An 18,533-nucleotide genomic window follows, 5' to 3' on the forward strand; every position below is an offset into this window, starting at 1 on the left:
GGGACCGGCACCAAGATCAGCCGTACCGGCGTCTCGCGGTCGGGGATCTTGGATTCAAACGGGACGAATCGCAGCGAGTCGGTATCGGCGCTGCTGGGGATCGCCACGTCCAGCATCGCGCTGGAAAAATTGGACACGCAAATCATGTCGCCCGAATCAGCCATGTAGTGCTCTTGCTTGGTTTCTTCGTCCTGCCAGAATCCGCTGCCGGCAAACACCCACTCGGCGGTCATCGCCTGTTCGGTTTGTAAGTCCTGAACCCACTGGCGGGCATCAATGACGTGGAATTGGTCCTCGGCATCGTACCAGCAGACCCAGACACGGATGACTTGGCCGGTCGGTGGGACGAACTCGGGGCGAAATCGGACCGGGGCTCCGGGGGTCGCGTCGACGGCCAACAAGGCCGCATGGACTTCGCGTGAGCGAGCCAACGCGGCGACGATCGACTCATGTTCTTTGGTGCCGACCGGACAAGCAAACATTTCCAGCGCACCGCGTTTGAGTGCGACATAGCCGTCGACGATCACGCGTTTGCGTTGGGGATCGATCCACAATCGTCCTTGTTGGCTTAACGATTTTGCCTCCGGTGGTGGCAGAAAGGCTTCCCTTGCGATTTCTTCGGCGGTCGGACCCTCCGGTTCCCATCGGGCAGGTTGTTCTGGTGGAGCCGCGTTTGCCGCTGCCGTTGCGGCATCGAATGACTCGGGCGACGTCGCCGCGTCGCCGGGCGTAGTCTCGCTTGATGAGGGCATGTCCGGTGGCGATGGCAGTGGGCGACCGGGCGGTGCGGCGGCATCGTCCCTCGTCTCGGTCGATTCGGTTGGTGAGGTTGCTTCCGTCGGACCCGCATCGGGCGATTGATTTGCCGGGGCCGCAGGGGTGGGGCTCGGAGGGGGGCTGACGGTGGAGTCCGTCGTGTCGGAGGACGCCGAGCGATTCTCCGCGCCGGAATCGGCGACCGAGCCGGTCTCCGATCGGCCGCAACCGGGGTTGGTTGCCAACACCCAGAGCAGCACAGAGGGCAGCAAACAGGCCATGCCGAGTCGGAATCGTTTGTTCATCGAGGGAGCTGAAGAGAATGGGATCGGATGAAGTAGGACACTAGGTCGGTAGGTGCACGAGTCAAGCAAGGCGGGTAAGGTAGCGTGCCCGCTGGCAGTTCCCTTCCATCTTCACCTTTTGATCTGTACGAAACCAGTCTCCTATGTCCCGAAAGCGTCGACAACCGAAAACATCCGATTCGAGTGAACCGTCGCGACAAGCGGTCGCGGCGGAGCCGGAGTCGGGCTCCGGCGGCGAGACGCTGCTATTGGAAGAGTCGCCGCCCACGTCGGCCCAATGGACGATCTTGCGCGAGAGGATTTTGACCGATCAGCGGGACCAGCCGATCGTTGAAGTTTTCCAAGACGCCGTCTGGCGGGGCACGATATATCGTTGGGGGGTGGCGACGGCCTTCGGAAAACCGTGCGACCTGCAAATCGAATGGTTGACGCGGACGGCCGTCGGGGCGAACACGGCAGGGAAGCGGTTTTGTGGGATCGAACCCGACGCGATGGCGTGGCGGTTTCAAGAATCGTTGGTCCAGAACCCGAACAATCTGAGTGACGTCTGGAGCGTGTTGTCCTGGGCGGCCGCGATGCCCGGACTGTTACATCACTTGGAAGAAGCGGATTGGTGGAGCCTGCTGGGGACGATTCAAGATTTTCGCGACGGGTTGTTGCAGCGTGACCCGACCCATCCGGCCGTGCTGATCGGTGTCGCCGAAATCGGTTTGACGCTTGCCCACCGATTGCGTGCGTTGCCGTCGTGCCGCCGATTGGCCGACAGCAGCATCGAAGCTCTGAAGCGATGGTGCGAGCAAGATGACCTGTCCGTCTCGGCCGTCCTGTCGCAGCCGCACCAGTGTCGGCTCGCCTTGGCCTCGCTGTTGCGCCAGCGTCGTTTGCTGCGCTTCGTCGGTCCGGCGAAACCGTCCAACAAGAAGAAACAGCGGAAGAACGGCAAGTCAAAATCGGATGTGGTCGGGCCTGCCTTTGAAAAATCCATCGACGAGATCGGAATCGAACTGGCCACTTGGGTGGCCGCGTTGACCGGACGAGGCGGCGTCCAGGCGTTTTCGACATTGACCACGCGTGAGGTTCAAGACGACGTGGGAAAACATGGACTGTTGACCTACGCCGCAGACCTGGACGAAGAATCCTTGCGGCCGGCGATGAAGGCCGCACTGGGAACGTCCCAATCCAAAGGCCGGCTGGCGTGGCAGGTCAGTCTGCCGGAGTCGATGTTGCATGACGAAGACGCCAGAGTCGCCTGCCTGCTTCCCGAATGGGATGTGCGACGGGGGCGAATGGTGGTCGACTACGCCGACCGCCAGACGCGACTGGAATTGGCCGCCGGGAAATCGATTCTGATCAGCGGGACGTGTGAATCGGTCGTCGTGGTCGACGGTCAGCCCCTGGAGCCAGAGGGCGATTGGGAAGCGACCTGCGAATACACCGACGACGACGTCCACTATCTGGAGTTGGAGCAGTTGCACCAGGGCGGATACGTCTTGCAGCGACAGATCATGGTGGTTCGCGAAGATCGTTGTTGTTTCTTTGCCGATGCGGTGGTTCGCGGACGTGTCCCCTCGGGATCGGCACGCTCGGCAGACAATCCCGGCGACGGTGATGGGAACGGGACCGGTCGTCGCGAGCAGCACAAGGATCCCGCCGACGCACTGCCCTTGATCGAGTACCAGGTCCGATTGCCGCTGGCTGACAAGATCGACGTCCAGGGCGAGCAGGAAACGACCGAGTTGTTCTTGGGCGATCATCGGCGACGCGCCTTGGTGATGCCGTTGTCGGCCGGCGAATGGAAAAACGCATCCTCCACGACGCGATTGCAGGCCACCGAGGATCGGCACTTGCTGCTCGCCGCGCGTGGCCGAGGCCAGCTGTTTGTACCGTTGTGGATGGATCTGTCGCGTGACCGGTTTGCCTCCAAGCGGACCTGGCGACAACTGACGGTTGGCGAGCAGTTGAAGCTGATCCCGCCGCGGACCGCCGCGGCTTTTCGGATCCAATTGGGAAAGACACAATGGATCGTGTACCGATCGATGGCTGTATCGGGACCGCGTACCTTTATGGGGAAGCAGATCATCGCGGACTTCTATTGCGCGCGATTCGATGCCGAGGAAGAGTCTTACGAAGACTTGATCACCGTGGAAGACAATCCCAGTTGATCGGGGGACACCATGTCACAATCCAATGACATCGCCGGGCTGATTCGCCGCAACTGGATGCGTGTGACGGATGAAGTTCGTCAAGCTGCCGTCGCGGCCGGGCGAGCCCCCGATTCGGTGCGCGTGATCGGGGTTTCCAAATACGTCGACGCGGCAACCACGCGGTTGTTGTTTGACGCCGGATGTTGCGACCTGGGCGAAAGCCGCCCGCAGGTGTTGTGGCAAAAAGCCGAGACGGTCGAACGGGCGGTGCCGGAAAACGCGAACCGCTCCTTGCGTTGGCACATGATCGGCCACGTCCAGACCAACAAACTGCGTCGCATGTTGCCGCTAGGCCCGCTGATCCATTCGGTCGACAGCGAGCGTATATTGCGAGCGATCGACGGCGAGGCCCACCGTCAGGAACGTGTCGCCGAGGTCTTGTTGGAAGTAAACATCAGCGGCGACGAGAACAAGACCGGCCTCTCGCCCGATGCGGTCGGCCAGTTGTTGGAGATTCCCGACTTGAACTCGGTGCGGATCATCGGGTTGATGGCGATGGCCGGTTGGGGAACGGAGCCGTCCCAGGCGGCGAGTCAATTTCAGGATGTCGCCCAGTTGCGTGACCGGTTGGTCGCGTCGGGTGGTCACACCTTGCCCGAATTATCGATGGGCATGAGCGGTGACTTTCGAGAAGCCATCGCCGCGGGGGCGACGATGGTGCGGATCGGGTCGGCGTTGTTTGAAGGCGTGCGTTGAGCGTCACGCCTTCTTGGCGAAGGCGCGTTTCAATTCGTCCAGACTGGTCAGCCCGCGTGCGACGGTCAGCACGGCCTCGGTTTGAACGCCGTGGAAACCTTCGGATTTGGCGATCGCCGCCAGTCGTCCGACGTCCTGGGTCTTGGTCAGTGCATCACGCAGCTGTTCGCCGGGGGTGAGCATTTCGAAGATGCCGATCCGGCCCAGGTAACCCCGGCCCTGACATTGGTGACACGGGGTGATCGGCGCCGGGCGTCCGTTTTCGTCGACTTGCTGCTCAATCGGCGGCGGGATGAAGGGTTGGTACAGCAAGGTGACACGTCCCGGCGGGATGCCCAATTGTTGCAACAGCTGGGGCGGCGGCTGGAATCCGACTTTACAGTTGTCACACAGTCGCCGGACCAGTCGTTGGCCGAGGACGCAGGAAACCGACTTGGCGATCGGAACACGCTGCTCGGGGTATTGGGCGATCAAACGCACCAGTCCCTCGACCGCTCCGCCGGCGACCATCCGGGTGATGACTTTCTTTTCCGATTGGGTGACTTGGTTGAGGGCCAATTGAAACGTTTCGGCATCGACCGTTTCGGGGAACATGAAAACGTCGGGTTCCTTCAAGATCGCCTTGCGAACCGCTTCGCGAGCCGTCAAACCGGTGTTGCCGCCGTAGTAGTTGGCGTTGATGTTGATGATTTCCGGTTCGGGGCGGGCCTGATCCTCGAAGGATTGAAAGTCCCGCAAGAAGCGATCTGACGCGTTGATGCTGACGTTCCAGGTGGTCGTCAGGCCTTCGGATTTCGGCGCCGTGATCAGGACGATGTCCCCTTCGTCGTTGAGGTGCTGTTTCAGGGCGGCCGCCATCTTGTCTCGCATCCCGATATCGCTGAGCGTATCGAACGGGATCTGCAAGGAATTCAAACGCACCAGGACGCGCTCGCCCGTTTGCACACCTTGTGATTGCAGCACCAGGTCAAACTTTTCCTTCTTCAATTTGACACCGACCGATCCCGATTGGGCACTGCGGCGATCGGCGGGATTCAGTTGGCACAGTTGTTTCAGTGCGATCAACATCGCGTCGCCGGTTTCGCGATCGAGTGCGGGCAACTGTTCCCACAGGCCGTCGATCATGTACCGCATCGCGCATCCCGAGGCGGTGAAGTCGAGCAGGATCTGGGTGGCACGCGACTGGATCGCGTGCGAAATCTGCCCGGCGGCGACCTCAAATCCCGCGCCCTGACGGGTACTGATCAACAACGCTTGGACTTTCGTGTTGTCGCTCAGCTTTGGCGCGAATTCAACGGGAGCGACGGACTGCCAGAGCTGGGGTGGGGGTTGTTCGGCCATCAATTACGGGCAAGAGCAGAAAAGGTGTGGTGGCAATGAAAGTGGTCGGGCGCGGTGTGTGCCGCATTCGATACGGGCAAGTGAGCGGTTGGCGGTCCCGCGAGGTTCGACGAGTATCCGGCGACTGCTGCGAAAGCTTACAAGATACCGGGGGCTTTGACATCGATCCCCTTGAGCGCCATCTTCAGGGCGTCCTTGTTGGGGGCGACGGCAAATGCAGTGGGACGGTCGATCAGTTCGTCGTCGATCAGACCCTTCAGACTCATCGTGAAGTCTTGCATGCCATCATCGGCGCCGATGCGGATCGCGTCGGGCAGTTTCTCGTCCTTGCCCTCCAGCACCAGTTTACGGATCGTCGGGTTGAACGTCATGACCTCGCAGGTCGGGACGCGGGAGACGCCCGGCTTGATACTCTTGAGCAGCTTTTGGGCGATGATGCCCTTCATGTTGAACGCGATCGCGCTGCGAATGGCGTTGTGCATCTCTTCGGGGAACAAGTCCAAAATCCGGCCGATCGTGGTCGAGGCACTCGCCGCGTGGATCGTCCCGAACACCAGGTGCCCGGTTTCCGCCGCGTGAATCGCCGTCATGAAGGTCTCTTCGTCACGCAATTCGCCGACCAGAATGATGTCGGGGTCTTCACGCACCGCATGCTTCATCCCGATGTTAAAGTCCTTGACGTCCTGTCCCATCTCCCGTTGATTGATCAGACACTTGTCTTCGGTGAAGATGAATTCGATCGGGTCTTCCAGGGTCAGGATGTGTTTGCGGTAAATGGAATTGATGTAGTTGAGCATCGATCCGATCGTCGTGCTCTTGCCGCTACCGGTCACCCCCGCCAGCAGCACCATGCCCTGTTCGTAGTGGCACAGGCCTTCGATCGAATCGGGCAGGAACAGCCCGCGAAAGTCGGGGATAAAGTTATTGATCCGCCGGGCGACCAGGCCGATGTTTCCCAGCGACTTGAGCATGTTGACACGGAAACGCCAGCGAACGCCGTCGACCAGACACAGGTAGGCAAAGTCAGCCCCGCCCTCCTCTTCAAAGATCAGCAAGTTCCGCTCGTCCATCATCGGCAGCAACAGGTCGACCATCTCTTCGGTGTCGATCGGGCCGCGATTGAGCGGTTTGAGTGTTCCGCCGACACGGACCATCGGCGGCTGGCCGACCTTGAGGTGCAAGTCGCTCCCTTCCAGCTTGACGAGCGCCCGAAACAGTTTGTCGACCGGCAGCTCTTCTCGCTGTTGCAGCAGCGAATCACGGAGACGGGCGGCGACAGCTTCCGCGGTGGTGGAACCGGTCGGTTGAGGGGCTGACGCAGCCTTGCCGTTCTTATGAGCCATTTCGAGTCTTGGGGAAAAATAGGTGGAGCCGGGCTGACCTGAAGTGTCGTGAATTCGCCTTGCGGCAATCGCAGAGCCCTATTCTAGGCCAAGGATGGCGACGCTCAATGGACTCTGCGGCGGCACAATTCGCTTTGGAAAGAAACTCTCGCGTCGATCGGGGCACCTCAATTGGGGCTGCGAACCACCAATTCGACCGAGAACCGCGGTTTCAGGGTTGTTGCAGATTTCACCGGCGGGAGCGCAAAATACCCCTGGAAGCATGGAATTATGTTTCATCCGAATTCTTCTTCCCAATTTTTCCCGTCATCCCGTTCGCTTTTTTGGAGAGCTTCATGTCGCGTCCTGTCACCCTGTTTACCGGTCAATGGGCAGACCTTCCGTTCACCGACATGGTCCAAAAAACGAGTGGATTCGGCTACGACGGCATCGAATTGGCATGCTGGGGCGACCATTTTGAGGTCGACAAGGCGCTCGCCGAAGCCGATTACTGCGACAACAAACGCCAAGCCTTGGACGATGCGGGGCTGCAGTGTCACGCCATCAGCGCCCACCTGGTAGGACAGGCGGTTTTGGATCGCATCGACGAACGCCATAAAGCGATTTTGCCCGATTATGTTTGGGGCGACGGCGATGCCGATGGCGTCAACGAGCGTGCCATCGAGGAATTGAAGAACACCGCGCGGGCGGCCCAGAAATTCGGCGTCGAAGTCGTCAACGGCTTCACCGGCAGCAGCATCTGGCACCTGCTGTACTCCTTTCCACCGGTGCCGCCGAGCATGATCGATGCCGGGTTTGATTTGCTGGCCGAACGCTTCAACCCGATCCTGGACGTGTTCGGCGAATGCGGTGTGCGGTTTGCCCTGGAAGTTCATCCGACGGAAATCGCCTTCGACATCTACACGGCCGAACGCGCCTTGGAAGCTCTGGACCGGCGGCCCGAATTCGGATTCAATTTCGACCCCAGCCACCTGATCTGGCAGGGCGTCGACCCGGTCCAGTTTCTGCGGCGGTTCCCCGACCGGATCTACCACGTCCACATCAAGGATGCGATCGTCACCCTGGACGGAGCCAGCGGCATCAATTGCAGCCACCTGAATTTCGGCGACGCCCGTCGTGGTTGGGATTTCCGCAGCCCCGGACGCGGCGGTGTGAACTTTGAAGAGATCATTCGCGCGCTCAACGACATCGGATACAACGGCCCGCTGTCGATCGAGTGGGAAGACAGCGGCATGGAACGCGAGTTTGGTGCCGCCGAAGCCTGCGAGTTCACCAAGAAGCTGGACTTCTCGCCCAGCACCCGCGCCTTTGATTCGGCGTTTGATGACGACAACGACTGAGTGGACCTGATGATCGAAATCACCGTCAACGGCCGAAGCGTCGAAATCGACTCGGAAATGAGTGTCGAGCAGTTACTCGACACCGTGGATGTGCCGCCGAATTACCTGGCGGTCGAACTCAACGCAGACGTCGTCCCACGCGAAACGTACGCCGACACGATGGTTCGTGCCGGCGATGACGTCGAAGTCGTTACCCTGGTCGGAGGCGGTTGAGCCACCTTGTCTGTTGCATCTTCATCGAACGTTTCGCCGGGGACCGATGACGCCCCGCTTGTCGTGGGTGGTCACACGCTGGCCAGCCGCCTGATCGTCGGCACCGGGCGCTATGACACGATGGAGCAAATGCGCGACTCGCTCGACGCATCGGGGTGCGACTGTGTCACCGTGGCGGTCCGCCGCGAACGCCTGTACGACCGTGGCGGCAAGAACATTCTGGATTTCATCGATCTGGACCGGTACACGCTGTTGCCCAACACCGCCGGTTGCTACACCGCCGCGGATGCCATTCGCGCCGCCAAGTTGGGCCGCGAGATCTTGAAAACGCTCGGCAACCCCGGCGCCGATTGGGTCAAACTGGAAGTGCTCGGGGACAGCAAAACGCTGCTGCCCGATCCCGCTGAGACGGTCGCCGCATGCCGTGAATTGGCCGCCGACGGTTTCCAGGTCCTCTGCTACACCAGTGATTGTCCGGTCACCGCGCGGCGATTGAAGCAAGCCGGCGCGGCCAGCGTGATGCCCGCCGGCAGCCCGATCGGCAGCGGGCAGGGATTGCTGAACCCCAACAACCTGCAGATCATTCTGGAGTATCTGAAGGAAGACGACCCGGATTATCCGGTGATCATCGACGCCGGGGTGGGCACGGCCAGCGACGTCAGCCAAGCGTTCGAAATCGGCGGAGACGCGGTGTTGCTCAACACCGCGATCGCCCACGCCCGTGATCCGGTCCTGATGGCCAAAGCGATGAAACATGCGGCCATCGCGGGACGTCACGCGTTCCGCGCCGGTCGGATTCCCAAGCGGCTTTACGGAACCGCGTCCAGTCCCACCGAGGGCGTGATCAGCACGCGACCCTACGGCAGCAACGCCTAGCATGGTGTGGGATCGACTTGCAGCCTGTCGGTGCGCTGCGAGAGTCGCCGTGTTCTCCGAACTCGGCGTGCGCGAAAAAGAGAGCTTTACCCCGCGCCGACCTCGGAGAGGACGGCGACAGTCCGGCCCGATCGAAAACGAAGCTACGTTTCTTCCTCCTCCTCATCCTCCTCGGTCTCCAGCGCCGTCAGGTCGACGACCTCGCCGATCGCCAGTGCCAGGCGGCCCAGGATGGCGAAGTACATGAACACCACGCCGATCGACAGGATCACGCCGATCGCAATGCCCATCGGTGTAGACGGGCACATCACGAAGTAGCCGAACAGGGCGGCGAACAACAGGCCGGTCGAAAAATAGAACGCCCCCCATTCCTCCTGGCATCGCGTGATGCTCTTGCTGACGTCGGCCGAGAACGGCGAGGTGATCGATTGCTCGTCCAGCATTGAAAGCAGGATGATCGGAAACGCGGCGTAAATCGAGAACATCACCAACCCCAGCTTGACGACTGGCACGGCACCAAACACCGTGGCAAACATGTAAGCCGGCCCCACCGCGATCGCCGTCGCCGCGATCACCAACCACAGCGATTCAAACCAGGCGGTCGGGTCCAGCGTCGGCCAGTCTTCGATCCGTTCGTGTTCGTTGGCCACGCCGAACAGGATCGCGAACCCGCAGGCCACCGTCAGCGTGGTGCCGAGCAAACCGAGCGGAAACATCCCGAGCGCGAATACCGGGATCGCGACCGTCAATGCCGCGGGAATCCCCAACAAGATCGCCAATCCAAAGAAGTGGCTGATGACGCCCGGGTCCAGAAAGATCCCGAAGACCGTCTTGAACCAGCCGACGGTGCTGGGTGCGTCGAATGCCGGTTCGGATTGCCTTTCCTCGGGGTCCCGTTCGGCTTCGCGCAGCAGCTCGTTGGCGCTTTTCAAAAACGGATCCGCCGGCCGGCCGGACGCGCCCGTTTCGACGAACTGAAACGTCTCGGCGTTATCATTTCGCTGTGGTTGGACCTTCTTACGGGGCGGCTTGGGGACGCGGACTTCGCTGTAGCAGTCGCCGCACTTGATCGTCTTGCCGGTCTGCTTGGCCTTTGCCGACAGCATGCTGCCGCAAATCGGACACGTCACTCGGAATTCTTCGTTCGGGTCGATGGTGGCTGCGGATTCGGGCGTCGGCTTGGCCGCCGCGGCAGGTCCGGCGGTGGGGGGTGAGAACTCGTCCAGCGACGGCAGGTTTGCGAACAGGTCGGCGGGATCCGATTCGGTTTCCGATGTGGCGTCGGTGGGCAGGTCGACGAACGGATTTTCGCCGAACAGTTCGTCGTCGGTCTCGGTTGAACCGGGGACAGGCGATCGAGATTGGTTCGAAGACGTCGGCTGTGGTGTGCTGCCGGCGGTCGGCGACGGCGGCGCGGGTGACTCGGCCAGCGTCAGCCAATCCTCGTCCTCCGAGGTCGCGCCGGCTCCGCCCAGGGTGGCCGGGGCAAGGAACTCCTTCAGACAACTCGGGCACTGCACTCGATTGCCAGCCTGTCCTGATGCGACCGTGACCGCGGAATGGCATTTCGGGCAATGAACGATTTCAGACATGAACGGCTCGCCAGCGACCGGATCGGCATCGCGTGAAGGGTGGGGTTGAGAGAACGTCAGCGTCTGTTATCGATTTTATCCCAGCAACCGTGGCGACTTCCAGTCGGTGCTGGGACGCTGCCGCACCGCAGCGTGCCGCGAAGTACGATGGCCCCCTAACGGGCCGTCGTGCTCAACAACGCCGTCATCCAAACCAGGTGGTCTGTCGCCGCTTCGTTTTCGATCGGGCAGAACAGTCGCCATCCTCTCCGAGGTCGACGCTGGGCAAAGCTTCGCTTTTTCAGTTCCGCCGAATTCGGAGAGCTCGACGACCCTTGGAACGCAGCGTCACGTGCGAACATTAAGCTGCGGTGGACGACCAAGCGGTCCTAGCGCCGCAGCGCCATCTTGACCAGGTTTTCAATCGGCGTGGTCGTAATCGGCCGCACTTGAACGCGGTCTCCGGGACGCAGCCCGTAGTCGCTTGTCGGTGCGACGGTGCCGTCGTCGGCAAATTTGATGTCCATCCGCACGCCGGCGATCGAATCGGGCGACGGGCGGTAAAGCGTTGCTTGGACGTCGCCGAGTTTCTTGAGAACGCCGGTTTGGGTCAGCAATTCGCTGACAAAAACGCTCTGTTCGCCGGCCGGAAGGGGCAGCAGTCGGACGGGTTGTTCGTCGCCGGCCACTTGAAGCACGACCGCATTCTGGGCCTTCGCTTCACGGATCTTGTGATACGCTTCCTCGGTCAGGGCACCATCACCCGAAACGGAGGTCACCGGCACGGTGCCGTCGAGCATTTGGTACGGGGACGCGTTTTTTGCCGATCCGGGGAACAGCAAGCTCGACGAGGGGCTCATCAGATCCAATCCTCGCATGGAGGGCAAGGCGGAGCACCCGGTCGAGGCTGCGGTCAACAGGGTTGCCAAGGCTGCAGACGCCAGCGGTCCGCATGCCAGGGCTTGAAATACCCGTCGGCACCGTGATGGGCGAACCGTGTGTGGGGCCGGTTTCTGCAGTGGGGCAATGTTGCGATCGGGGGCGGTCATGGTCGCAGGGCTCGGTGGGAGAGTTCGCTCGGTGGACGTGCGCTCGGCGGCAGTGCCGATAGCGCCGGGCCAGTTGTCGGGAAGCCGGTGTCCGAGACGGATTTGCGTCCGGGAACAGGAGGCTTAGGAAGAGTTTTCGGCCACGCCAGCGGAGATCTTGAGAAATCTGGGCTTTTTCACTCAAGAAAGATTGGTTCGGGATTACTTCTTTCGCCCAAACCCTTGTGTTTGTATAGTCTTGGCCCTTCGATGTGATTTCGGCGAAAAATGTGCGGACGGGAGCCTTCTGATGCGGGGTTTGCGGGGCCGTCGCCGGATCAGGCCACATGCCAATTCGGCAAGCACGTCAATTCGGGAGATCTCGCCGATCCACCGTGCGATTACCGACTCGGTACCGGCTGGCGAACAAGGCGTCGAAGTCGATAACATCACAACAGCAAACCAACGAACCAACCGGCTGAGGAGCCCCCGCGCGATACGACGGGGGAAATGTGCCATGGCACGACAATGTGAAATTTGCGGAAAGAAAGTGCAGATGGGCAACCGCATCGAAACTCGCGGTAAAGCGAAGTATTTGGGCGGTGTCGGTACCAAAATCACCGGAATCACGCGTCGCAAGTTTGTCCCCAACCTGCAAAAGGTCCACGTGACCCTGCCCGATGGTGAAAACAAGTCGATGCGTGTTTGCGTTCAATGCATCCGCAGCGGTTCGATCCGCAAACGCGTCCGAACCAAACCGTTTGACGTCAGCGGCGCCAAATAGTTTTAGCGCGAGGAAGCCATGGCACTCTCGGCAGATGACGTCCGCAAGCTGGCCCTGCTTGCGCGGCTAGAGATTTCCGACCAAGAGGTCGAGCATCTCGGTCCGCAGCTGGAGAGCATTCTCGGCTTTGTCGCCAAGCTGTCCGAGTTGGACACCGATGACGTCGAGCCGATGACGACGGCGTTGGACGTGGACAACCGTTGGCGGCCCGACACGCTGGTGCAGGGCTTGGATCGCGCCGCCGCCTTGGCCAATGCCCCGGCGGCGGACGAAGAGTGTTTCCGCGTGCCGCCCGTGCTCGGGTGACATCATCCCGGTAGCGGAATTCGCCAACGGCTTGTTGATTATCCGACACGCCAATTCTTGCGCAATGATCCCAGCCCGACGCGTGAGCGAGGGACGCCACGTTGCCCCTCGCTCACGCGTCGGGCTAACATAGGCACCTTGCCTTGGGGGAAATCAACAAAGCGCCGAGAATTTCGCTCGCCGGCTGCGCATCCGCCGGTCCGCGCCGAAAGCCTTCGCGGCTTCCGCTACCGATCAGGCTCACCCGGCATTCAATAGAAATTGTACGCCGAATTGTTGGGGTCGAAGTCTGCGTCGGTCAGCCCGACATTCAGCTTCAGGTTCAAGTAGTTGTACTCTTCGATCACCGAAAGCTTGGTTTCATTCGCCTTCGGCCAATCGTAGGCGACGTAGCGGATCGGCACGTTCAGCTCTTCGTCCATGTACACCTTGGCCTGGTAGAACAGCAGGTCGGGGCGCGGCGTGGGCTGGGTGACCGTCAGCAACATGCAGGGGCGGTCGTTGACTTTGATGCCCCGTCGGAGTTCCGCTTTGACGTCGGGCAATTGCTTGGCCTGTTCGCCTCGCTCGATCAATTTGACCAGCAGATTTTCCAGTCCGATCTCCGTCATCGGGTAGCGTTGGCCGCGCATGGCCAACGTTCCGGTCGGCGGCAAGTTGACCGTCGGCAAGAAGCGGCCTTTGAATCCGCCTTCGTGTGCGATCAGGTTGCCGTTGTTGCGGCCTTCGACGTACAGCACTTCGCGGCCCTTGATGCTGGCCGGTTTGACAAAGCTCAAGTAAACGCTGAGCGGTTGGACGACTTGGTTGTCGACGACCTTGCGACAGCGAATCTTGGCCGACATGTATTCGTGCGGCCCGAGCGTGTCGCCGATCCGCTCGCGTTTGATCAGCAACGCGGTGTAGTCGTTGATCGTTTGTCGGCAGTTCACCAAGCTCCTCCGGGCCCGCAACAGTGCTTCGTCCAGCGGCTGGAGTTTCACCGAGGGGGCTGGAGCCAGGCTGGCCGCATTGGCGACGCGGTGGACCGGTTCAACCAAGTTTGGCGGCGTGGCGAACGATTGTTCGGCGGCAGACGTGGCTGCCAGTGAGCCCAGAAGGGCGAGAAAATGACGTCGTTGCATCTTGATTGCTTCCTTGCGCGTGCGTCGGACGACCGGGGAAAAAGGACGGCCTTGGTGAGTCGTATCGCCGCAGATGCTACGTGAAGATGAGGAGTTTCCAGGGCAGACGTTCATCCGGAGCAACCCTCGCAACCGGTTCCGGGCGTTGTGACCGGATCAATGCGGTCAGGTTAAACGAACAGGGATTCGCCAGCTGAAATCGCGTCCGGCGGTGCGTGTGCCGTGGCCGAATCCACTGATAGCGAAAGAGTCGACATTCTCGCCAGATCAATCCGGTTTTCGCTCAAGTCGCCGGGGGCTGCTGTCGGGCTCACGTGCCCACATCATTCTGCCCTGGATCATTCTGCCATCACTCCCCTGGCTTCCACCGCCGAGACGGGACGTCGTGGCAGCTGGAGGGGTAGGAAGATTTCGGAGGTAGGAAGATGGGCTAAATCGAATAGGTGATGCGTTTCATCGTTACTCCTAAGATTCGTTCACGTTTTCGTTCGTGCAATTTTGGCGTTTTTGATCCCGCTAGCCGCGGTTGGGATCAGCCGTTTGGCGCCAGCCTACGGGCCTCCATCGACACGGGCCTCCATCGACACGGGCCTCCATCGACACGGGCCTCCATCGACACGGGGGCCCGAACGCTTGCGCGAATCGGCTGGTATCACTCGTGTTTCGTCGCCCGTTGGCTGCTGCACATGCCAGACACCTCCTCCGGTGATTCCCAGGGCCTGCGCTCCCAGGGCCTGCGCTCCCAGGGCCTGCGCTCCCAGGGCCATGGGCGCCGGGGGGAAAGCGGGGATAATGCACCGCACTTCGACTCGCCTTCCCCCCGCTCGCTCTGATCGCGTTTTTTGCTTATGTCCGGTCGTCCCAACCCCCACGCCGCCCCGCTGCCCGAGCCTTCGACTGTCCCCGAAAACGGATGGCATTGCGGTCATTTTTTCTATCGCTTTCGTCGCGAAGCGATGGCGGCGCCGCTCTCGTCGGAGTGTGTTAGTCAGTTCGCCGCGGCGCTTGCTCCGTCCGGTGATGCCGCACCCGAGCGTCTGGCCAGCTATTGGATCAGCGGTCACGGCGCCGACTTCGGCATCATGGTCATGGATCCGGATCCGGCGAAAGTCGATGCGGTGCACCAGTCGTTGGTCGCGCCCCCGCTGGGGCAATTCGTCGAAGCTGTCTGGTCCTTCGTTTCGATCAGCGAAGTCAGCGAGTACGTTCCGACGATCGAGCGGTTTCGCGATCGATTGATCGCCGAAGGGGCCGATCCCGACTCGGATGAGCTCAAGGCCAAGGTGGGGGCCTATGAGCGTCGGTTGCCGATGATGAACGAACAGCGGTTGCGTCCGGAGTTCCCCGAGTGGCCAGCGGCGTGTTTCTATCCGATGAACAAGAGTCGTGTCCCGGGTGCCAACTGGTTCACCGAGCCGTTCAGCAGCCGTAATGCCATGATGGCCGAGCACGCGCAAAGCGGCATCGCGTTCGCCGGCAAGGTGTCTCAGCTGATCACCGTCGGCGTCGGTCTTGACGACTGGGAATGGATGGTCACGCTGTGGGCACGCAACCCGGACTACTTGAAGGACATCGTCTACAAGATGCGATTCGACGTCGCCAGCGCCAAGTACGCGGAGTTCGGTCCCTTCTACGTCGGCTATCGAGCCGCCGCCGACGAGATCCTGGATCACTGCAAAGTCCGGTAGCGGAACTCGCCGAGAGTTTCGCACGTGGCAAAGTCTGGTAGCGGAACTCGCCGAGAGTTTCGCACGTGGCGGCGACGGCGCGCTGCGCAGGAGCCGAAAGCCTTGGCGGCTTCCGCTACGACAACCGCTCGAACGCTTCGCGGTACTTCGCCGCGGTTTGGCGGATGATGTCATCGGGCAGCGTCGGCGGGTCGCTTTGTTTGTCCCAGCCGCACTGCGAGAGCCACTCGCGGACGAATTGTTTGTCGAACGAGGGCTGGGCGGCGCCGGGGGCATAGACCGCTTCGTCCCAGAACCGCGACGAGTCCGGCGTCAGGACTTCGTCGATCAACACGATCTCGCCGTCGACCAGACCGAATTCAAATTTGGTGTCCGCGATCAGGATGCCACGCGAGCGGGCATGGTCGGCCGCCGCCGAATAGATCTTCAGCGTCTCCGTTCTCAACTGCAGCGCGAGGTCGCTGCCCAAGTCGGCGATCATCCGTCCGATGCTGACGTTCTCGTCATGGCCTTCTTCGGCCTTGGTTGCCGGAGTGAAGATCGGTTCGGGCAGCTTGTCGCATTGCCGCAGTCCCGGTGGCAGCTTGTTGCCGCAAACCTCGCCGGTCTCTTGGTATTCCCGCCATCCGCTGCCTTCCAGATAGCCTCGCGCGACGCATTCGAACGGCACGACCTCGGCTTTCTCGACCACCATGATCCGGCCTTCCAGCGGGCCGGTCTCGAACTTGGCCGACAACTCCGACGGGATCGAGGTGGATTTCAAGTGATGCCGCACGCCCAAGTGGTTGAACCAGAACGCGCTCATCTGCGTCAGCAAGCGGCCTTTGTCGGGGATGCCGCAGGGCAGGATGAAGTCGAACGCGCTGATGCGATCGGTGCTGACGACCAGCAAGCTCTCCCCCAGGTCGTACAGATCACGAACCTTGCCGCTCTTTCGTGGTAGCGGCAGATTCGTCTTCAGAAGCGCGCCGGCATCGTCGAAGTCGTACAACGGGTCGGTCCTCGGTTCGGCGGACTGCGTCACGGTGATTCTTGGGGGTTGGGGTGATGGCATCGCCGTTGACGGCCTGGTGATTTAATCAGCCGTATGGCGCGAGCCTACGGGCCCCAGTGCGTTTTCTTGGCATTGGTGGCCCGTACGCTAGCGCGAAACGGCTGAGCCCTCGTGTGATCGGAATAAACCGACAGGCCGTCGATCGGTTTCGACGGACCTGTCACAAGGCGATTCAGTTATTGTCGAGAATCCGACGCCGATCACAACCAGTGGAAATCCGCCGTGCTCGCAAGCGACACAATCAGTCGGTAAACTGTGGGCCGATCTGGATTCAGCCGGTCCGGATTCTGTCAATTGCGTCTTTTATCCCGCAACCGGATTGTTTGGCCCGCACCATGGGGCAATTCCATTTCGCTGTCCCATCCGATTCGACCCAGTTGTTGAAACAGACGCTGTGGAAAGATGCCTACATCTGTGGCATCGAGGGTGTGCCCTGGGAATGTAAGAACAGCGTCGACGGGGGCATCCTGTCGATTTCGCGTCCGGTCGACACGTCGGGCAAGCTGTATTTGACCTGCCCGACCAAGGGGCTGGGCTATCGCACACTTTCGACCTGTTCATTGATGCCCCACGAGCGACCGCATCCGCTGTATTTGGAACTGGCCCGGGGGAGCTGTTATCGGGCGCGGGAACAGTCCAGCAATTGGGAGCGGGCGGGTTTGGCGTTGGGAGACCGGTTCGGTGAGTTGGTCGCACGCGGGACCGCACAGTTTCTCGATGCGGCCGAGGCACGCGGTGACCTGGAGGAGTGTTCACGTCATGCGTTGCAAGCGATCGCGACCTTGGAACAAGCCATTGCGGATCTGGGCGAATCGTTCGCGCTTCAATCGATCGCCTATCGCAAGCAGCGCGAACCACAGTTGGGCACTCTGTTGGCCGGCAGCGTCTTTCCGCCCGCCCCGACACGCTCGCCACTCAGTCGGCGGTTTGAAAGCGCGTTCAATTGTGCCGCGGTTCGGTTGAACTGGGGGACGATCGAATCCGATGCCGGTCGGTTCGAATTCGAGGCCAGCGATCGAACGATTCATTGGTGCGGCGAACGCGGGCTTCGCGTCTTGGCCGGTCCGCTGGTCGATTTCCGCAAAGAGCTGATGCCGCCCTGGTTGTACTTGATCGAAGACAACTTCGATTCCTTCTTGCAATCGGTCACTCAATACACACAACGTGTCGTCGAGCGTTACCGCGGTTCGGTCCAGCTGTGGAACTGTGCCGCGGGATTGAACACGCCCGGCCCGGTCGCGTTGGATGACGAACAGGTGATGCGATTGGCCGTCGCCATCCTGCAGACCGTCCGTCGCATCGATCCCAACACGCCGGCGATCATTTCCTTCGATCAACCGTTCGGTGAATACCTGGCCAAACACCGCGACGGAATCTCCGCGTTGCACTTTGCCGACGCACTCGCGCGCAGCGGGTTGGGGATGGCCGGCATCGGGTTAGACGTACGATTGAACTACGCCCGTGATGCGACGCTGCCGCGGTCGGCGCTCGATTTCGGCCAGATGATCGATCGCTGGGCGACGCTGGGGTTGCCCATGCTGGTTCAACTGACGATCCCCGGCGGCTGTGGCGAAGATGAAAAAGCGATCGCCAAGCAATCGACGTTGATGACCGGTACGGATCGGGTGGAGTTGTCGGCCAACCAGCTTCGCACGGCCGGTCCGATCGTTCGCACGTTGCTGGCCAAGCAGGTCGTGCACGGCATCGTCTGGGACGGTTGGGCCGATAATGAAAAACATGTGCAAAGTCACGCCGGCGTGATCGATTCGCTGGGTGCACCGCGACCGATGTTGGATTACTTTGAACGGCTTCGACACGAACTTTTAGCTTGAGGCACCGCGATGAAATTGAATCCGATCTGGACCGCGCCACTTTGCCGGTCAAACGTAGCTACCTTCGCCAGA

16 protein-coding genes are annotated in these 18,533 nt (G+C 61.0%); 9 read left to right on the forward strand and 7 right to left on the reverse strand.

The features are described 5' to 3' along the window. Window positions 1-1,061 (reverse strand): YdjY domain-containing protein (locus Mal15_RS33915; protein WP_167546626.1); only part of this gene is annotated, 1,061 nt, incomplete at its 3' end. Window positions 1,062-1,204: 143 nt separating this feature from the next. Here Mal15_RS33915 and Mal15_RS04095 point away from each other — a divergent pair. Both Mal15_RS04095 and Mal15_RS04100 read left to right on the forward strand, forming a co-directional pair. Beyond that, window positions 1,205-3,223 carry a hypothetical protein gene (locus tag Mal15_RS04095; RefSeq protein ID WP_147866590.1) on the forward strand — a complete coding sequence of 673 codons (2,019 nt, stop codon included), beginning with the start codon at window positions 1,205-1,207 and terminating at the stop codon, window positions 3,221-3,223. 12 nt (window positions 3,224-3,235) lie between these two features. Next, entirely contained in the window at window positions 3,236-3,961 is a 726-nt protein-coding gene (locus tag Mal15_RS04100; protein ID WP_233903272.1) for a YggS family pyridoxal phosphate-dependent enzyme, read from the forward strand. A 3-nt stretch (window positions 3,962-3,964) separates the two neighbouring features. Here Mal15_RS04100 and Mal15_RS04105 read toward each other — a convergent pair whose 3' ends face one another. Both Mal15_RS04105 and Mal15_RS04110 read right to left on the reverse strand, forming a co-directional pair. Further along, window positions 3,965-5,302, reverse strand: a complete 1,338-nt coding sequence (locus tag Mal15_RS04105; RefSeq protein WP_147866591.1) for an ATPase, T2SS/T4P/T4SS family — start codon at window positions 5,300-5,302, stop codon at window positions 3,965-3,967. A gap of 137 nt (window positions 5,303-5,439) precedes the next feature. Next, a complete protein-coding gene (locus Mal15_RS04110) occupies window positions 5,440-6,645 on the reverse strand; it encodes a type IV pilus twitching motility protein PilT (RefSeq protein WP_147866592.1) in 1,206 nt (401 codons plus the stop codon). 335 nt (window positions 6,646-6,980) lie between these two features. On the opposite strand from Mal15_RS04110, the gene Mal15_RS04115 reads away from it, so the two are divergent. Genes Mal15_RS04115 through Mal15_RS04125 form a run of 3 tightly spaced genes read left to right on the forward strand, consistent with a single transcriptional unit; the run spans window position 6,981 to window position 9,074 of the window. After that, window positions 6,981-7,985, forward strand: a complete 1,005-nt coding sequence (locus Mal15_RS04115) for a sugar phosphate isomerase/epimerase family protein (RefSeq protein ID WP_147866593.1) — start codon at window positions 6,981-6,983, stop codon at window positions 7,983-7,985. Between the two features lie 9 nt (window positions 7,986-7,994). Next, window positions 7,995-8,198, forward strand: coding sequence for a sulfur carrier protein ThiS (gene thiS / locus Mal15_RS04120; protein WP_147866594.1), 204 nt, complete (start codon window positions 7,995-7,997; stop codon window positions 8,196-8,198). Window positions 8,199-8,204: 6 nt separating this feature from the next. Then, complete coding sequence (locus tag Mal15_RS04125) at window positions 8,205-9,074, forward strand: thiazole synthase (RefSeq protein WP_147866595.1); 870 nt, start codon at window positions 8,205-8,207, stop codon at window positions 9,072-9,074. A gap of 143 nt (window positions 9,075-9,217) precedes the next feature. On the opposite strand, the gene Mal15_RS04130 is transcribed toward Mal15_RS04125, so the two are convergent. Continuing rightward, entirely contained in the window at window positions 9,218-10,666 is a 1,449-nt protein-coding gene (locus tag Mal15_RS04130) for a hypothetical protein (protein WP_147866596.1), read from the reverse strand. A gap of 368 nt (window positions 10,667-11,034) precedes the next feature. Then, window positions 11,035-11,505, reverse strand: a complete 471-nt coding sequence (locus Mal15_RS04135; protein WP_147866597.1) for a hypothetical protein — start codon at window positions 11,503-11,505, stop codon at window positions 11,035-11,037. A gap of 685 nt (window positions 11,506-12,190) precedes the next feature. On the opposite strand from Mal15_RS04135, the gene rpmB reads away from it, so the two are divergent. Together rpmB and gatC are read left to right on the forward strand one after the other, a co-directional pair. Next, window positions 12,191-12,457, forward strand: a complete 267-nt coding sequence (rpmB, locus tag Mal15_RS04140; RefSeq protein ID WP_147866598.1) for a 50S ribosomal protein L28 — start codon at window positions 12,191-12,193, stop codon at window positions 12,455-12,457. Between the two features lie 18 nt (window positions 12,458-12,475). After that, window positions 12,476-12,763, forward strand: coding sequence for an Asp-tRNA(Asn)/Glu-tRNA(Gln) amidotransferase subunit GatC (gene gatC / locus Mal15_RS04145; RefSeq protein WP_147866599.1), 288 nt, complete (start codon window positions 12,476-12,478; stop codon window positions 12,761-12,763). 251 nt (window positions 12,764-13,014) lie between these two features. Here gatC and Mal15_RS04150 read toward each other — a convergent pair whose 3' ends face one another. Further along, complete coding sequence (locus Mal15_RS04150) at window positions 13,015-13,887, reverse strand: DUF1571 domain-containing protein (protein WP_147866600.1); 873 nt, start codon at window positions 13,885-13,887, stop codon at window positions 13,015-13,017. An 848-nt stretch (window positions 13,888-14,735) separates the two neighbouring features. Between Mal15_RS04150 and hemQ the strand changes: the two genes are divergently transcribed. Continuing rightward, window positions 14,736-15,575: a hydrogen peroxide-dependent heme synthase gene (gene hemQ / locus Mal15_RS04160; RefSeq protein ID WP_199773805.1), complete on the forward strand. Its 840-nt coding sequence runs from the start codon at window positions 14,736-14,738 to the stop codon at window positions 15,573-15,575. 115 nt (window positions 15,576-15,690) lie between these two features. Here the strand turns inward: hemQ and Mal15_RS04165 are convergent, their stop codons facing one another. Then, window positions 15,691-16,599, reverse strand: coding sequence for a phosphoribosylaminoimidazolesuccinocarboxamide synthase (locus Mal15_RS04165; protein ID WP_233903273.1), 909 nt, complete (start codon window positions 16,597-16,599; stop codon window positions 15,691-15,693). 365 nt (window positions 16,600-16,964) lie between these two features. Between Mal15_RS04165 and Mal15_RS04170 the strand changes: the two genes are divergently transcribed. Next, the gene (locus Mal15_RS04170; protein ID WP_147866602.1) at window positions 16,965-18,461 is read left to right on the forward strand and encodes an endo-1,4-beta-xylanase; all 1,497 of its coding nucleotides are present in this window, start codon (window positions 16,965-16,967) and stop codon (window positions 18,459-18,461) included. Window positions 18,462-18,533: the final 72 nt, after the last annotated feature.

Source organism: Stieleria maiorica (assembly GCF_008035925.1).
Taxonomy (GTDB): Bacteria; Planctomycetota; Planctomycetia; order Pirellulales; family Pirellulaceae; genus Stieleria; species Stieleria maiorica.

Coding starts and splice junctions, on each gene's coding strand:
- Mal15_RS04095 (WP_147866590.1), top strand. CDS start 1,205: ATGTCCCGAAAGCGTCGACAACCGAAAACATCCGATTCGAGTGAACCG.
- Mal15_RS04100 (WP_233903272.1), top strand. CDS start 3,236: ATGTCACAATCCAATGACATCGCCGGGCTGATTCGCCGCAACTGGATG.
- Mal15_RS04105 (WP_147866591.1), bottom strand. CDS start 5,302: ATGGCCGAACAACCCCCACCCCAGCTCTGGCAGTCCGTCGCTCCCGTT.
- Mal15_RS04110 (WP_147866592.1), bottom strand. CDS start 6,645: ATGGCTCATAAGAACGGCAAGGCTGCGTCAGCCCCTCAACCGACCGGT.
- Mal15_RS04115 (WP_147866593.1), top strand. CDS start 6,981: ATGTCGCGTCCTGTCACCCTGTTTACCGGTCAATGGGCAGACCTTCCG.
- thiS (WP_147866594.1), top strand. CDS start 7,995: ATGATCGAAATCACCGTCAACGGCCGAAGCGTCGAAATCGACTCGGAA.
- Mal15_RS04130 (WP_147866596.1), bottom strand. CDS start 10,666: ATGTCTGAAATCGTTCATTGCCCGAAATGCCATTCCGCGGTCACGGTC.
- Mal15_RS04135 (WP_147866597.1), bottom strand. CDS start 11,505: ATGAGCCCCTCGTCGAGCTTGCTGTTCCCCGGATCGGCAAAAAACGCG.
- rpmB (WP_147866598.1), top strand. CDS start 12,191: ATGGCACGACAATGTGAAATTTGCGGAAAGAAAGTGCAGATGGGCAAC.
- gatC (WP_147866599.1), top strand. CDS start 12,476: ATGGCACTCTCGGCAGATGACGTCCGCAAGCTGGCCCTGCTTGCGCGG.
- Mal15_RS04150 (WP_147866600.1), bottom strand. CDS start 13,887: ATGCAACGACGTCATTTTCTCGCCCTTCTGGGCTCACTGGCAGCCACG.
- hemQ (WP_199773805.1), top strand. CDS start 14,736: ATGTCCGGTCGTCCCAACCCCCACGCCGCCCCGCTGCCCGAGCCTTCG.
- Mal15_RS04170 (WP_147866602.1), top strand. CDS start 16,965: ATGGGGCAATTCCATTTCGCTGTCCCATCCGATTCGACCCAGTTGTTG.